Genomic DNA, 12,930 nt, shown 5'->3' with positions numbered 1-12,930 from the left:
CGCGAACACGGGCGCGCCGGTTAAGGCGCAAGCGCACCCATCTCCCCCATGCGCGTGCTCGTCACCGGCGCGACCGGATTCGTGGGTAGTCGGCTGGTCGCGGCGCTGTCGGACCGCGGCCACGATGTCGTCGCGCTCGTTCGGGACGCCGCGCGGTACGACGCCCCCGCTGGCGTCCGCGTCGTCGAGGGCGACCTCCTGAACCCCGGGAGCCTGCCCGCCGCGTTTCGGGTCGCCGGCGAGCCGGTGGAGGCAGCCTACTACCTCGTCCACTCGATGGGGTCGGGGCCGGGCTTCGAGGGGCGCGACCGTCGAGCGGCCGAGAACTTCCGGGACGCCGCGGAGGCGGCGGGCGTCGAACGCGTCGTCTATCTCGGCGGACTGGGGGAGGACGGCGACGCGCTCTCGCCGCACCTCCGTTCGCGTCGCGAGGTCGAGCGCGTGCTGGCGGCGGGCGCGTACGCGCTCACGGTCCTGCGCGCGGCGATCATCGTGGGGCGCGGCTCCGCGAGCTTCGAGCTGATCCGGCAGCTCGCCGACCGGCTCCCGGTGATGGTCACGCCGAAGTGGGTGAACACGCCGTGTCAGCCGGTCGCCGTCGACGACGTGATCGCGTATCTGGCTGGCGTACTGGACCACCCCGAAACCGCGGGCGAGACCTACGAGGTCGGCGGACCGGAGGTGCTGACCTACGCGGAGATCCTGCGGCGCACGCGCGCGCACCTCGGCGGCCGCCTGTTCGTCGTTCCCGTTCCAGTGTTGACCCCCCGGCTCTCGGCCCGCTGGCTGGCGCTCGTCACCGACGTGTCGCCGGCAGTCGCCCGTCCGCTCGTCGAGGGGATGGGCAATCCGGTCGTCGCGGAGGACGACCGGCTCCGGGACCTGCTCGGCGTCGATCCGACCCCGTTCGACGTCGCCGTGGCCCGCGCGCTCGGCGAGGGAGCCGAGACCGACGGTGCAGCGCCCGAGGGTTCGGAGGGACCCCAGTGAGTGGACGCAGCGGTGAGCGCTGGGTCTTCGAGCAGTTGATCGGCGCGCTTCCCGGGTTCGGGCCGCGCTCACGCGGAGCCGTGGCGCTCCAGATCGGGCTGTTCGAGGCGGCGGTGCTCGCTCTCGGCTGGCGGTACGGCCTCCCCGAGGCGGTGATCGCGGGGACCGTCGCCGTCCTCCTCGCAGGGCTGGGGAGCCTCGTCCTGCTCCGTCTCGGGGCGGGGAACCGCCGGATCGACGCGCCCCCGCACCACACGACCCTGCTGTTCGCGTCGAGCGCCGAGGTCGTGCTGGCGGTGGTCGGCTTCGTCGCGCTCGTCGTCCACCTGTTCGTCGTCGACCCCGCCGACGGCGCGTCGCTCATGAGCCGGCTGTTCGGCCCGGCGCCGCCGGCGCCCGCGGTGTTTCTCGCGCTGCTGGTGCTGTGGGACCTCTGTTACCGCGCGGCCACCTCGTGGTGGGTCGCGCTCGTGAGCCTGCGGCGTGCGGGTCGGACCACGGCCGATCCGGAGAACCGGGCGCTCGCGCTGCGGCTCGACGCGACGAACGCCGGGTTCGCGCTGGCCCACCTGACGCTCGCGCCGTTCCTGCTCGGGGCGCCGGTCCTGTCGGCGGCGCTCGCCGTCCACGTCGTCGGCGTCGTCGCGCTCTCGGCCACGGCCGCGGCGCTGACCGGGCGCTGACTGGTGGAAAAACGCGGACCGACCGGGTCGCGCCTCGGGTGGGGCCGTGTGCCTACTCGTTCAGCTCTCGGAACTTGTCGAGGAGCTGCTCGGCCGAGTCGCCGGAGTCGTACGTGAACGAACCCTCGTAGTTCGTCCGCTCGTCGTCGAACGCGGCGTCGACGACGCCCGTCTTCTGCTCACGACGCTCGTGCTCGTCCTCGTCATAGGCACCCATTGACATGGTACACCTGCACTTGGAATCAGTCTGTTATAAGGATAACGGAGAAACACGATGATCGATCAGGATGGACGGTCGCGGTCGGAGACGGGGCTGTGACGCCTCGGACTGTGGCGCATCGGAAACCCTTAGCGGACGCGGGCGGTAGACCGGCCGTGGCACGACCGCTTCGATTCCGGCGCGCGCCCGGGGAGTGGGACCCGGGTCGAGTCCGCAGCCAGCTCGAGCGCCCCCTCGACGAGAACCTCGGCGCGGCGGGGTCGGCTCCGTGGTTCAGCCCGCCGCCGAGCTACGAGGGGCGGCGGTTCGAGATGGACGACGGATCGCTGGCGCTGTTCTGCTGGACCGACCACGACGACGACCCGCCGCCGGGGGCGTCCGCGGGTCCGGTCGGTTACTGGATCGGCAACACCGAGACGCCGCGGCGGCTCTGGAAGACGGACAAGTACGGCTTCGACGAGGTGCCCTACGGCGTCCGACGGTGGGCCGAGCGCGAACTGCTGGCGGGCCTCCACGAGGACGAGCCGTGGCTGCGGGAGTTCCCGCACGTCTCGTGGTTCTTCCTCCCGGTGTTCTGCTCGAAGGACGGCGCGGAGACGACGCGGGCGTTCTTCCGCGACCACGCCGCCGGCTTCCCGGACGCCGACCGCGAGTCCGCGACCGCGTTCGTCGAGGAGATCCTCCGGCCCGGCACGCTGGACCCCTACCGCGAGACGATGGCCGGCAAGCTCGGCACCTCCGCCGGGATGGACCTCGTCCGGATGAGCGCCACGATGGGCGAGTTCATCGCGGCGAAGCTCCTCACGGACGCCGGCTACGAGGTCACGCCGGAGATCGAGGTGACGACCGGCCACTCGCTCGACTACCGCGCGGAGCGCGAGAGGGACGACGAGGCGCACCTCGTCGAGGTGACCCGACCGCAGCCCGTCTCCGGGCGCGCGGCCGGCAGCCCGGTCGCGGCCGTCCGCGACACGGCCAAGACGAAGACGGACGGCCAACTGGAGGCCCACGGCGGCGGCGTCACGCTGTTCGTCGACTGCTCGTCGTTCCCCGACGCCGACTGGAACGCCGTGCGGGGCGAACGGCCGGACGTGCGCCACCGGCCCGCGGTCGTCTTCCGCGCCCGCCCGAGCGGCCGGGTCGAGGCGTACAGCAAGGGCTCGGTGCCGGTCGATCTGGACGACGCGGTCGAGTGGGTCTGATCGGCCCGAAAAAGGCGGTTACGCCGCTACGACGGTCGAAAAGGCGGCGCGTGCCGCCGACAGAAGGTGACGCGATGCGTCGCGTCGCACGCCGACGGCCGGTCCCGCGGCGGCGCCGGCGCGGCAGCCCACGGAGTCGTGATCCGCGTTAGAACGACACCGGTTCCGGCCCCTGCTCGCCCAGCGCGTCGGGGTCGCGGTCCGAGTAGAACCGCCGTCCGACGCCGCGGGCGCAGACGCCCGACCGGATCGCCGCGAACACGTCGTCCGGCCGCTCGAACGTCTCCTCGCCCATGCGGGTGAGGATGTCCCCGAGCCGCTCGGAGCCCTCGGCGAGCTCTACGCTCGCGTTGCCGTGAGCCGCGATGATCTCCGACGTGGTCGCCGGGTACTGTTGCCGTTCGAGTCGTTCGTCGATGCCGTTCAAGCGCATCACCAGTTCGGAATCGCCGAGGGTTCTTAACGATTGTCCATGTACGACCTTAGTCGGAGGGGATTCCTTAATGATCATTAATCACGAGGTCGGCGGGCCGTCATGGACGGTCCGTCATGGGCGGGTTTATGTCGCCACGTGCGGGAGCGGTGCCCGTGAACGACCGCGAGACGGAGGAGCGAGGGGTGGAGGCGAGCGGGGCGGCGTCACGGGCCGTCGAGGGGGCGGTCCCGCGGGACGCCGCGGCGACGGACGGGCCGGTGGTCGCGGACCTGCACGTCCACACGACGGTTTCGGACGGGACGCTGGAGCTCGAGGAGGTGCCCGCGGTCGCGGCCGAGGCGGGGCTCGACTGGGTGGCGGTCACCGACCACGACCGGATCCATCCCGACATCGACGCGCCGGTCGTCGAGCGCGCGGGCGTGCGGCTGATCCGCGGGATCGAACTCCGCGTGGACGCCGGCGACCAGCGCCTCGACCTGCTCGGGTACGGCGTCGAGCCGACGCCGGAACTGGAGGCGGAGGTCGACCGCCTCCAGGCGGACAGACGGGAGCGCGGCGCGAAGATCCTCGACCGCGTGGAGGCCCACACCGGCGTCGACCTCGACCTCGAACCCCGGCCGGGGCTGGGCCGACCCCACATCGCGCGCGCCATCGCCGACTCCGAGGCGCCCTACGACTACGAGGGTGCGTTCGCGGAGCTTATCGGCGACGACGGACCCTGTTACGTGCCGCGCGAGGTCACGTCGCTCGACCGCGGGGTCGAACTCCTGCGGGGGTCGTGTGCGGTCGTCGGGCTCGCACACCCCTTCAGGTACGGCGATACCCCGGCCGCGCTCGAAGTGGCACGCGAACTCGACGCCGTCGAGCGCTGGTACCCCTACGGGCGCCGCGTCGGCGTCGACGCGGTCGAGCGCGTCGCCGACGACGCCGACCTCCTCCTGACCGGCGGAACCGACGCCCATCAGCGCGAGCTGGGCGTCACCGGCCTCACCGCCGAGGCGTTCGCCCCCCTCCGCGAGCGCCTGCCGGAGCCGTGAGGGCCGCGGCGTCGTCCCCGCTCGGCGGGCCCGTTGGCGAGTCGAACGCGGAGCCGAACGGAAGCGGGCGACGGCGGCGTCCGGGCCGACACCCGCGAAAGCTACCCTTAACCGCGGTCAGCCACTAGAACGAGTATGAACTGCCACTACTGCGACCGGGAGGCCGCGTACGCCGCGTCCACGGACGGAGTGAAGGTCGGGCTCTGCGAGGAGCACTTCCGGGAGCAGGTCGAGCGCCTCGCGGAGTCCGAGGAGCTGGAGGAGCTCCGCGAGCGGATCGACATCGAGGGCGCCGAGTAGGCGCTCCGCCGATCCCCCTCCCTCGCCCTTTCGATCCCTTTTCGCGTCCCTCCCGCGCCGCGAGCGAACCTTAGAAGTCCCCGCGTTGCCAACGCTCGGGCATGCACCTCACCGACCGCCCGCGACGGCTGCGTACGGACGGCGTGCGCGACCTCGTGGGCGAGACGACGCTGTCGGCGTCGGACCTGATGGCGCCGGTGTTCGTCGACGCCACGACCGACGAGCGCGTCCCCATCGAGTCGATGCCGGGCCACGAGCGCGTGCCGGTCGCGGAGGCGGCCGCGCGCGTCGAGGAGGTCCTCGAGACGGGCGTCGAGGCGGTCGTCGTGTTCGGCATCCCCGAGTCGAAGGACCCGCGGGGGTCCCGCGCGTACGCCGAGGACGGCGTCGTCCAGCGCGCGATCCGGCGGATCACCGCCGAGACCGACGCCTACGTCGTCGGCGACGTCTGCCTCTGTGAGTACACCGACCACGGCCACTGCGGTGTGATCGAGGACGACGCCGCGGCGGACCCGACGCTGACGGTGAAGAACGACGAGACGCTGGAGCTGCTCGCGCGGACCGCGGTCTCGCAGGCGGAGGCGGGCGCGGACATGGTCGCGCCCTCCGCGATGGCCGACGGGCAGGTGGCCGCGGTCCGCGAGGCGCTCGACGACGCCGGCCACGGGGACGTGGCGCTGATGAGCTACGCCGCGAAGTACGAGTCCGCCTTCTACGGCCCGTTCCGGGACGCCGCGGACGGCGCGCCCGCGTTCGGCGACCGCCGGCACTACCAGATGGACCCCGCGAACCGCCGCGAGGGGACCCGAGAGGCGCGCCTCGACGCCGAGCAGGGCGCCGACGTGCTGATGGTCAAGCCCGCGCTGCCGTACCTCGACGTTGTCTCCGACCTCCGCCGGGAGTTCGACCGCCCCATCGCGGCGTACAACGTCTCCGGCGAGTACGCGATGCTCCACGCGGCCGCGGAGAAGGGGTGGCTCGACCTCGAAGCGGTCGCCTACGAGTCGCTGCTGTCGATCAAGCGTGCCGGAGCGGACCTGATCCTCACCTACTTCGCGGAGGATCTGGCGGACCGGCTCTGAGTCGACTCGGTCGAAACCGGACCGAAGAAACCGGCCTCAGACGACCTGCTCGCCGTCGTCGTCGTACACCGCGATGGCGTCGACGGGGCAGACGCGGGCCGCGAACTTCGCGTCGAACTCCTCGCCGTCGGGCACCTCGACGACGAACACGTCCTCGTCGGTCTCCTCGCCGCCGACGAGGTCCGCCTTCCCCTCGTCGAGGTTCTTCTCGAAGCCGTCCCACTCCGCGACGCACTGGTACATGCCGATGCAGGTGTCGCGGTCGAACTCGACGCGCATGGGGCGGGATTGGGCGAGGCGGTACAAAGCGATGGCGTTCGTGGCGGGGTCCGGCAGGGGTCGAGGACGACTCACAGCACGACCGCGACGACCGCGAACAGAATCAGCACCCCGCCCACGTCACAGAGGTTCGTCACGATCGGGATCGTGGTGTCGTCGGGGTTGAGCCCGATCCGGTAGGACGCCTGCACGGCGAACAGGCTCATGACGACCACCAGCACCGCCAGCGCCATCCCGGACAGCAGCGAGACGGTGAGCACGTCGGCCAGTCCGAGGGTGCCGCCCAGCAGCGTACCGAGCGCCCACGCGGCGACGCCGACCGCGGAGAACACCGTCGCCGCGAGCGCGAAGACGGCGCCGACGTTGGCCCGGACCGCGGGGTTCGACGGCGAGAGCTCGAACGTCCCGAGGTGGATCCCCGTCGAGAGCCGCGAGCACATGATCGACGCGAGGTTGCCCGCGGTGCCGATCTGGACCGGGACGAGGATCAGCAGTTCCGGGTTCGCCAGCAGCGCCTCCTCGTAGCTCTCCAGGACCGTCCCCGACACCATCTGGACCACCGACAGCGCCGCGAGCAGCGGAACCATCGTGCGGACGATCCGCCGGACCGTCCAGTCCGGCGGCACCCCGCGGCCGGCGCCGCGCTCGGCGTCGATCGGCGCTTCCTCGGGGGTCACCTCGTCGTCCCGCTCGGCGTCGGGAGCCCCCGCCGACGCCCCGGCCCCCGCGTCGCTCACAGCACCACCTCCACGACCCGGATCCCCACCAGCAGGAACGCGACGCCGAACACGTCGCCGAGCGTGGTGACGATGGGGCCGATGACGTTGTCCGGGTCGAGTCCTCGGCGGTAGCCGAGCAGGATGACCGTCAGCAGCACCGACAGCATCAGCACCGCCGAGAGGAAGCCCGCGACGACCATGATCCCGACGAGGTCGAGCAGGCTCCCCTCGCGGCCGAGCGCGCGGAGGACCGCGAACGCGACCGCCGCGATGAAGACGGAGACGGTCATGCCGTTGACGAAGGAGGCGACGACCGCGTTCCGGAGCGGCCGGTCGAGCGCGAAGTCCGGTTCGATGAGCCCCTGGTGGAGCCCGGTGGAGATCCGGGCGCCGAGCGAGCCGTAGACCCCGCCTCGCGTGGCGAGGAACGCGGGGAGAAGGAGCAACAGCCCCGGAACCTGTCCGATCCCGCGGCGCATCGTCTCGGTTCCGAGGATCGTCCCCGCGAACAGCCCGGCGACGAGGCTCACGAGGATCACCGGGAGCGCCTGTCGGTAGACGTCCCGGGCGGTGTCCTGCCCGTACATTCGTCCGTCCCAACGGCCACCGGGTACAAAAATCCGAGCGGGCGCCGCGAACCTCGCCGTCGACCGCGCTCCGGGGTGGCCTCGGGACTTAAGTCCGTCCGGCGGATCCGGGCGTGTATGGAGTACGCGCTCGCCATCGACGGCGCACCCGAGACGATCCCGGGCGGGACGGGGATCCTTCTGTTACATCCCAGCATCGGCGAGACCGACCGGATCGATACGGACTTTCTGAAGGTCGACACGGACGCCTTCCTCGTGGTGTCCACGCGGACGACCGCCCGCGAGGTCGAGCAGAAGTTGGACTACTACGACGTGGACGAGTCGAAGGCGACCATCCTCGACACCCTCTCCGTCGAGCGGGGCTACTCGCGCCGCTCCGCGGAGAACGTCCACTACGTCGCCGCGCCGGAGGATCTCGACGGCGTCGTCGAGCGCGTCGAGCGCTTCCTCGCCGACACGGAGGGCAAACGCCGCGTCTCCGTCGACTCGCTCACGGAGATGGCCTACTACGCCGACGAGGACGAGACCTACGAGGCCGCCGCGGCGATGGTCGACCTGCTCGCCGACCACGACGCAGTCGGCGTGTTCCACCTCTCGAAGGAGGTCCACGACGAGGCGACGATCGACCGCTTCCGGGGGCTGTTCGGCGGCGTCGTCGACCTCGGCGAGGACGGCTCCGTGAGCGTCGACTTCTGAGAGCAGGCGGCGAACAGCCCTCCAGAACGTTGCGGTCGGCGCGCGTGAGCAACGCGCGCGAGGGAGGCGGCGGCGCGGCCGCCTGCTGTGCGGTGCGGTTCCGCGGCCGCGCCGCCGCCGAGGCTGGGGAGGTACGAGGCCTGCGGTGCGGTTGCGGTGGGTGGGACTGAAAGGGGCAGTCGGCTCGATCCGGCCCCGACGACGCTCTCGCGAGCCTGCCGAGCGAGAGTCAGCAAGTCGCAGCCCGGCAGCCCGCTACTGCAGGCAGCCCGGACCGTCTTGCCAGATAAGCACCGCAGCGGGCGGTGCTGAGAGCGAGGAGCGCAGCGAGACGCGGCCGGTCGAGCCGGCTGGGGCTTTCTAGACGTTGCTGTCTAGAGCAGCAGGCTCAACAGCAGTTACGGAAGCATAATCTGACAGAAAAACAGAACAACTACCGTACTCTACTCAGGATCGATCTCAATCAACCCCGATTCACCACATCCATCGCGCGCCGTCTATAGTTCGATCTCGCGCAGATCCAGTTCCAGATCGCGAACGTGGTCGTTGTACGCCTCGACGAACGCGCGGAACGCGGGCGCGTACTCGCGGACGTCCGCGGCGGAGGGTGGTTCGTACTGCGACAGGAGGTAGACACCGTTCTCGCCGCCGGCGCGGAGGTAGGAGGCGCCGTCGCGCTCCCACTTCAGCTCCCAGCGCACGCCCTCGACGCGTTCGGTGAAGGTGCCCCAGTCGGTCCCCTCGTAGCGGTGGAGCTCGCCGGCCATCCGGTCGCAGGCGTCCGCGACGGCGTCGAGCACGCGGTCGCGCTGGGCGACCACGTCGTCGGTCGACGCCGGCGCCGGAAAGTCGGCGGAGACGTCGTCGAGGACGCCGTCGAGCGAGTCGACGTGGTCGTTGAACGCCGCGACGAACGCCGGGTAGTCCGCGAGCGCGGTCGCCAGGTCGTCGGGCTCGGGCGGCTGTTTCGTCGAGACGACGTAGGTGTCGCTGCCGCGCTTCGGCTCGAACAGCAGGAACTCCAGCTCGCCGGCCTCGTACTTCACCGTCCACGCGCCGGCGTCGGTGTCGAACGTCCGCCGCCCGTAGTCGCCGCCCTCCAGTTTCGCCAGCTCGTAGGCGACCCGGCCGGCGTGCTCGCGCACGTGGTCGACGAGCGCGTCGCGGTCGGCCGCGACCGCGTCGACGTCGCGCACGTCCAGATCCGCGAACTCGGTCATGGTCGAGCGAGGGGCCGCCCGGAGGTAAGCCTCCCGGACCGCGTTCCGCCCACCCCGCGACGACTGCCGGCGCCGCGGCGGTTTTCACGCCCGACCGCGAAGATGACCCATGAACGCCGATCCGACCGAGTCGTCGCTACCGTCCGAGACCGGGGTCGCTCGAGCCGAACTCCGCGTTTCCGACCTCGGCGCGACCGTCGACTTCTACCGCGACGTCGTGGGGTTGACCGTCCGCGACCGCACGGAGACGGACGCGACGCTCGGGACCCCGGAGCGACGCCTGCTCGACCTCCGAGCGGCGCCCGACGCGCCGGCACGCGGCCGCGGGGAGGCGGGGCTGTTCCACCTCGCGTTCCTCCTCCCCTCGCGGGCCGCACTCGGCGCGGCGCTGGAGCGGATCGAGGGGACCTGGGAGCTCTCGGGCGCGTCCGACCACGTGGTGAGCGAGGCGCTGTACCTCCGCGACCCGGAAGGGAACGGCGTCGAGATATACCGCGACACGCCGCCGGAGACGTGGCCGCGCTCCGACGGCCGGGTCGGCATCGACACGCTCCCGCTGGACCTCGACGCGGTCCGAGCGGCGCACACCGACCGGAACGCGGCGGCCTCCGAGGAGTCCGTCCCACCGGAGACGAAACTCGGTCACGTCCACCTCGAGGTGACCGACCTCGACGCCGCCGTCGGGTTCTACCGGGACGGGATCGGGTTCGGCGTGACGCACGAGCACGGCGACGAGGCGGCGTTTCTCGCGGCCGGCGACTACCACCACCACCTCGGACTCAACACGTGGCAGGGGCGCCGCGAGCCCAAGCGCGAGGACGGCCGCGGCCTCGTGGCGTACGAGATAGCGGTCCCGGACGCGGTGGCGCTGGAGGCGGTCGCCGAGCGCCTCGCAGACACCGCGGGCATCGACATCGAGGACGGTCCCGCGGACGGGGCGCTCGCAGTCACGGACCCCGACGGGATCCGCGTTCGGATCGTCGTCGAGGACTGATCAGGGGCGGCCGTCGTCGCGGTCGTTCTCTTCCCCGTCGTCGCCACCGGTTTCACTCCCGGCGTTGCTACCGAACTCACCCTCGTCGGCGCGGTCGTTCTCACTCTTCTCGGCGCGGTCGTTTTCGTTCTCGTCGGCGCGGTCGTTTTCGTTCTCGTCGGCGCGGTCGTTCTCGCTCTCGGCGTCGTTGCCGCCGTTCCCGTTTTCGGCGGCCGCCTCGCCCTCGTCGGCATCGACGACGTCCGCGCGGATCTCGGGGATCAGGTCGAACTGCGGCGACACGTCGCCGAGCACGAGCAGGCTGTAGTACCGCAGGTAGGTCGCGACGGGCACCTGCACGAGCGTCGTCGACGCGACGAGGAACGCCGCGACGAAGCCCGCGGCCACGACCGCGGCGACCGCCAGTCCGACGAGGGTCAGTCCGACGACCTGGAACGCCAGATACCCGACGATCCCGACGATGACGAACGGGATCGCGAGTACGATGCCCACGAGCGCGGCGCCCATCCCGGCGACGATCCCCGCGCCGATCGACACCACGACGCGAGCGAGCGCGTACACCGCGTACTCGCGCCACTCGGCCCGGAGCTCGCCCCAGAACCGCCGCCAGCCGGCGAGGATCCCGACGTCGTCCGCGACCATGATCGGGACGACGAAGTCAGTCGTGAACAGCAGGAACAGCCACGTGAGAAGCGCCAGCAGCAACAGCACGGGGGACGCCAGCAGCAGGACCAACAGGAACGCGCCGAACGAGACCGCAACCAGCGCGACCGCGGCGACCAGCGAACCGACCGCGAGGAGCCACACCGCCAGCCGGAGGAGGAACAACTGGAGGCCTTCCCGGAGGTAGTCACCGAAGACGCCCCGCACGCGCGGCTCCTCGGTCCGGGCCGCCTCGACGAAGACGAACTGCATCACGGCGCCGACGAACGCGAACGCGATCCCGACCGCCAGCACGAGGCCGACGACGAGCAGGACCAGCCCGAGTCCGGGATCGAACGCTCCCGGAGCGGCGTCCGTGGGGATCTGCCCCGTTCCGGGGATTCCGGTTCCTCCGCCGCCGGGATCGGAGGTGCTGCCGCCGGCGTTGAGGTTGAGTCCCGACGGCCCCGAGACGCCGGAGACGAAGAAAACGATGACCGCGAGCGTGAGCCACCGGCGGAGGTCGAAGGGCAACAGCAGGCGCTTCGATGCGTCGACCGAATCGGAGAGGGCGTCGAGCGCGGACCAACTCATGGGGTCGGCTTCTGCGGGCGGGCGTAAATACGTTGGTCCACGACCCGCGGCCGGTGGCCCGCCGGGAACCGGCCCGCAGCTTCTTCACCTGCGGCGCGATAGCGTGGCGTGATGACCCCGATCGAGTTGACGGTCCGACTGGTCGCGGGACTCCTGTTGATCCTGACGAACGGGTTCTTCGTCGCGATCGAGTTCGCGCTGACCCGCGCCCGGCAGTTCACGGAGTCGGAGTTCGTGGACGACAGCCGGGCGCTCGAACGGGCGTGGGAGATGACGAACGATCTCGAGATCTACCTGACGACGTGTCAGGTCGGGATCACGGCCTCCAGCATCGCGGTGGGGATCGTCGCCGAGCCGGCGCTGGCCGCGCTGTTCGAGCCCTACTTCGCGGATACCCCGCTCGCGTCCGTCGGTGCAGGGGCGCTGATCGCGTTCGGCATCATCAACCTCCTCCACCTCACGCACGGCGAGCAGACCCCGACCTACCTCGGGGTCGAGCGATCGCGGCAGGTGTGTCGGTACGGGGCCCGCCCGCTCTACTGGTTCAACTGGCTGATCTCGCCGCTGATCACGCTCGGCGACTGGGTCGCGAAGGGGACGCTCAACCTGTTCGGCGTCGAGATGACGGGCGCGTGGCTCGAGACGGAGGAGGACGTCCTCGAGTCGCGTGCACAGCTCCGGAACCGGGTCCACTCGCTGTTGGAGGAGGGCGAAATCCCCGAGGAGCGCCGCGACGAGGTACTCAGCGCGCTCGACGTCGACACGCTCGCGGTCGAGGAGGTCATGGTTCCGGCGGACGAGATCGTCGCCCTCACGACGACCGCCTCGGTGGCGCAGAACCTCGAGCGGATCCGGGACACGCCACACACCCGATTCCCGCTCGTGGGGGCGGAGCTCACCGATTTCCACGGGATCGTCTACGCGCCGTCGATCATCGACCACTTCGAGGCGCTGCGGGACGGGCGGCTCTCCTTCTCCGAGATCGCGGCGCCGCCGATGACGATCGCGGCGGAGACGAACGTGAGCGACGCCTTCGACCGGTTTCAGGCGGCTGACCAGGAGCTGGCGCTCGTGACTCGGGACGATGCGGTCGTCGGCCTCCTCACCGCGACCGACGCGCTCGAGACCGTCATGGGCCAGTTGGAGGATCCCCTGGACCGCCGAAGCGGCGAGTGAGGGCGGGTCGCGGACGAGGCGCGGATCGCCGGCCTCCCCGGGCGCCGACCACCTTCGCCGCGCTCCGCGAGCC

Annotated in this window: 16 protein-coding genes; 9 read left to right on the top strand and 7 right to left on the bottom strand. The window is 71.2% G+C overall.

The window, feature by feature from the left end:
- Positions 1-48 precede the first annotated feature (48 nt).
- Entirely contained in the window at positions 49-990 is a 942-nt protein-coding gene (locus ACQE3L_RS11615) for an NAD(P)H-binding protein (protein ID WP_426963970.1), read from the top strand.
- On the top strand, positions 987-1,673 hold the full coding sequence (locus tag ACQE3L_RS11610) for a DUF7530 family protein (protein WP_426963969.1): 687 nt from the start codon (positions 987-989) through the stop codon (positions 1,671-1,673). The genes ACQE3L_RS11615 and ACQE3L_RS11610 overlap by 4 nt, the downstream gene beginning before the upstream one ends.
- A gap of 52 nt (positions 1,674-1,725) precedes the next feature.
- On the opposite strand, the gene ACQE3L_RS11605 is transcribed toward ACQE3L_RS11610, so the two are convergent.
- The gene (locus ACQE3L_RS11605) at positions 1,726-1,896 is read right to left on the bottom strand and encodes a DUF5786 family protein (RefSeq protein ID WP_394326210.1); all 171 of its coding nucleotides are present in this window, start codon (positions 1,894-1,896) and stop codon (positions 1,726-1,728) included.
- Positions 1,897-2,048: 152 nt separating this feature from the next.
- Between ACQE3L_RS11605 and ACQE3L_RS11600 the strand changes: the two genes are divergently transcribed.
- A complete protein-coding gene (locus ACQE3L_RS11600; RefSeq protein ID WP_426963967.1) occupies positions 2,049-3,095 on the top strand; it encodes a DUF5784 family protein in 1,047 nt (348 codons plus the stop codon).
- A gap of 148 nt (positions 3,096-3,243) precedes the next feature.
- Here ACQE3L_RS11600 and ACQE3L_RS11595 read toward each other — a convergent pair whose 3' ends face one another.
- Positions 3,244-3,528, bottom strand: a complete 285-nt coding sequence (locus ACQE3L_RS11595) for a DUF5789 family protein (RefSeq protein ID WP_426963966.1) — start codon at positions 3,526-3,528, stop codon at positions 3,244-3,246.
- A gap of 260 nt (positions 3,529-3,788) precedes the next feature.
- Here ACQE3L_RS11595 and ACQE3L_RS11590 point away from each other — a divergent pair, with 260 nt between their 5' ends.
- From ACQE3L_RS11590 to hemB, 3 genes are all read left to right on the top strand, one after another.
- On the top strand, positions 3,789-4,568 hold the full coding sequence (locus tag ACQE3L_RS11590; protein ID WP_426964106.1) for a PHP domain-containing protein: 780 nt from the start codon (positions 3,789-3,791) through the stop codon (positions 4,566-4,568).
- 135 nt (positions 4,569-4,703) lie between these two features.
- Positions 4,704-4,868: a DUF6757 family protein gene (locus ACQE3L_RS11585; RefSeq protein WP_426963965.1), complete on the top strand. Its 165-nt coding sequence runs from the start codon at positions 4,704-4,706 to the stop codon at positions 4,866-4,868.
- Between the two features lie 101 nt (positions 4,869-4,969).
- Complete coding sequence (hemB, locus tag ACQE3L_RS11580) at positions 4,970-5,950, top strand: porphobilinogen synthase (RefSeq protein WP_426963963.1); 981 nt, start codon at positions 4,970-4,972, stop codon at positions 5,948-5,950.
- Between the two features lie 36 nt (positions 5,951-5,986).
- On the opposite strand, the gene ACQE3L_RS11575 is transcribed toward hemB, so the two are convergent.
- The 3 genes from ACQE3L_RS11575 to ACQE3L_RS11565 form a co-directional block, all read right to left on the bottom strand.
- The gene (locus ACQE3L_RS11575) at positions 5,987-6,229 is read right to left on the bottom strand and encodes a ferredoxin (RefSeq protein ID WP_426963962.1); all 243 of its coding nucleotides are present in this window, start codon (positions 6,227-6,229) and stop codon (positions 5,987-5,989) included.
- A 71-nt stretch (positions 6,230-6,300) separates the two neighbouring features.
- Positions 6,301-6,816, bottom strand: coding sequence for a magnesium transporter (locus ACQE3L_RS11570; protein WP_426964105.1), 516 nt, complete (start codon positions 6,814-6,816; stop codon positions 6,301-6,303).
- Positions 6,817-6,962: 146 nt separating this feature from the next.
- On the bottom strand, positions 6,963-7,535 hold the full coding sequence (locus ACQE3L_RS11565; protein ID WP_426963961.1) for a magnesium transporter: 573 nt from the start codon (positions 7,533-7,535) through the stop codon (positions 6,963-6,965).
- A 117-nt stretch (positions 7,536-7,652) separates the two neighbouring features.
- Here ACQE3L_RS11565 and ACQE3L_RS11560 point away from each other — a divergent pair, with 117 nt between their 5' ends.
- The gene (locus tag ACQE3L_RS11560) at positions 7,653-8,231 is read left to right on the top strand and encodes a DUF7090 family protein (protein WP_426963959.1); all 579 of its coding nucleotides are present in this window, start codon (positions 7,653-7,655) and stop codon (positions 8,229-8,231) included.
- Between the two features lie 497 nt (positions 8,232-8,728).
- Here the strand turns inward: ACQE3L_RS11560 and ACQE3L_RS11555 are convergent, their stop codons facing one another.
- Positions 8,729-9,451, bottom strand: a complete 723-nt coding sequence (locus tag ACQE3L_RS11555; protein ID WP_426963958.1) for a profilin-fold protein — start codon at positions 9,449-9,451, stop codon at positions 8,729-8,731.
- A 109-nt stretch (positions 9,452-9,560) separates the two neighbouring features.
- Between ACQE3L_RS11555 and ACQE3L_RS11550 the strand changes: the two genes are divergently transcribed.
- The gene (locus tag ACQE3L_RS11550; protein ID WP_426963956.1) at positions 9,561-10,445 is read left to right on the top strand and encodes a VOC family protein; all 885 of its coding nucleotides are present in this window, start codon (positions 9,561-9,563) and stop codon (positions 10,443-10,445) included.
- Here the strand turns inward: ACQE3L_RS11550 and ACQE3L_RS11545 are convergent, their stop codons facing one another.
- Positions 10,446-11,681 (bottom strand): DUF7544 domain-containing protein, encoded by a 1,236-nt coding sequence (locus ACQE3L_RS11545; RefSeq protein ID WP_426963955.1) that lies wholly within the window; start codon positions 11,679-11,681, stop codon positions 10,446-10,448. It lies immediately after the preceding gene.
- A 111-nt stretch (positions 11,682-11,792) separates the two neighbouring features.
- Here ACQE3L_RS11545 and ACQE3L_RS11540 point away from each other — a divergent pair, with 111 nt between their 5' ends.
- Positions 11,793-12,857: a CNNM domain-containing protein gene (locus ACQE3L_RS11540; protein WP_426963953.1), complete on the top strand. Its 1,065-nt coding sequence runs from the start codon at positions 11,793-11,795 to the stop codon at positions 12,855-12,857.
- Positions 12,858-12,930: the final 73 nt, after the last annotated feature.

This window comes from Haloparvum alkalitolerans (assembly GCF_050122995.1).
GTDB classification, from domain to species: Archaea; Halobacteriota; Halobacteria; order Halobacteriales; family Haloferacaceae; genus Haloparvum; species Haloparvum alkalitolerans.
Note: the sequence above shows the minus strand (reverse complement) of the source record. Positions and strands in the feature narration are given on the sequence as shown.

Bases quoted from the DNA above. Each gene is read 5' to 3' on its own strand.
- ACQE3L_RS11615 (WP_426963970.1), top strand. From the start codon at position 49: ATGCGCGTGCTCGTCACCGGCGCGACCGGATTCGTGGGTAGTCGGCTG.
- ACQE3L_RS11605 (WP_394326210.1), bottom strand. From the start codon at position 1,896: ATGTCAATGGGTGCCTATGACGAGGACGAGCACGAGCGTCGTGAGCAG.
- ACQE3L_RS11595 (WP_426963966.1), bottom strand. From the start codon at position 3,528: ATGCGCTTGAACGGCATCGACGAACGACTCGAACGGCAACAGTACCCG.
- ACQE3L_RS11585 (WP_426963965.1), top strand. From the start codon at position 4,704: ATGAACTGCCACTACTGCGACCGGGAGGCCGCGTACGCCGCGTCCACG.
- hemB (WP_426963963.1), top strand. From the start codon at position 4,970: ATGCACCTCACCGACCGCCCGCGACGGCTGCGTACGGACGGCGTGCGC.
- ACQE3L_RS11575 (WP_426963962.1), bottom strand. From the start codon at position 6,229: ATGCGCGTCGAGTTCGACCGCGACACCTGCATCGGCATGTACCAGTGC.
- ACQE3L_RS11570 (WP_426964105.1), bottom strand. From the start codon at position 6,816: ATGGTTCCGCTGCTCGCGGCGCTGTCGGTGGTCCAGATGGTGTCGGGG.
- ACQE3L_RS11565 (WP_426963961.1), bottom strand. From the start codon at position 7,535: ATGTACGGGCAGGACACCGCCCGGGACGTCTACCGACAGGCGCTCCCG.
- ACQE3L_RS11560 (WP_426963959.1), top strand. From the start codon at position 7,653: ATGGAGTACGCGCTCGCCATCGACGGCGCACCCGAGACGATCCCGGGC.
- ACQE3L_RS11555 (WP_426963958.1), bottom strand. From the start codon at position 9,451: ATGACCGAGTTCGCGGATCTGGACGTGCGCGACGTCGACGCGGTCGCG.
- ACQE3L_RS11550 (WP_426963956.1), top strand. From the start codon at position 9,561: ATGAACGCCGATCCGACCGAGTCGTCGCTACCGTCCGAGACCGGGGTC.
- ACQE3L_RS11545 (WP_426963955.1), bottom strand. From the start codon at position 11,681: ATGAGTTGGTCCGCGCTCGACGCCCTCTCCGATTCGGTCGACGCATCG.
- ACQE3L_RS11540 (WP_426963953.1), top strand. From the start codon at position 11,793: ATGACCCCGATCGAGTTGACGGTCCGACTGGTCGCGGGACTCCTGTTG.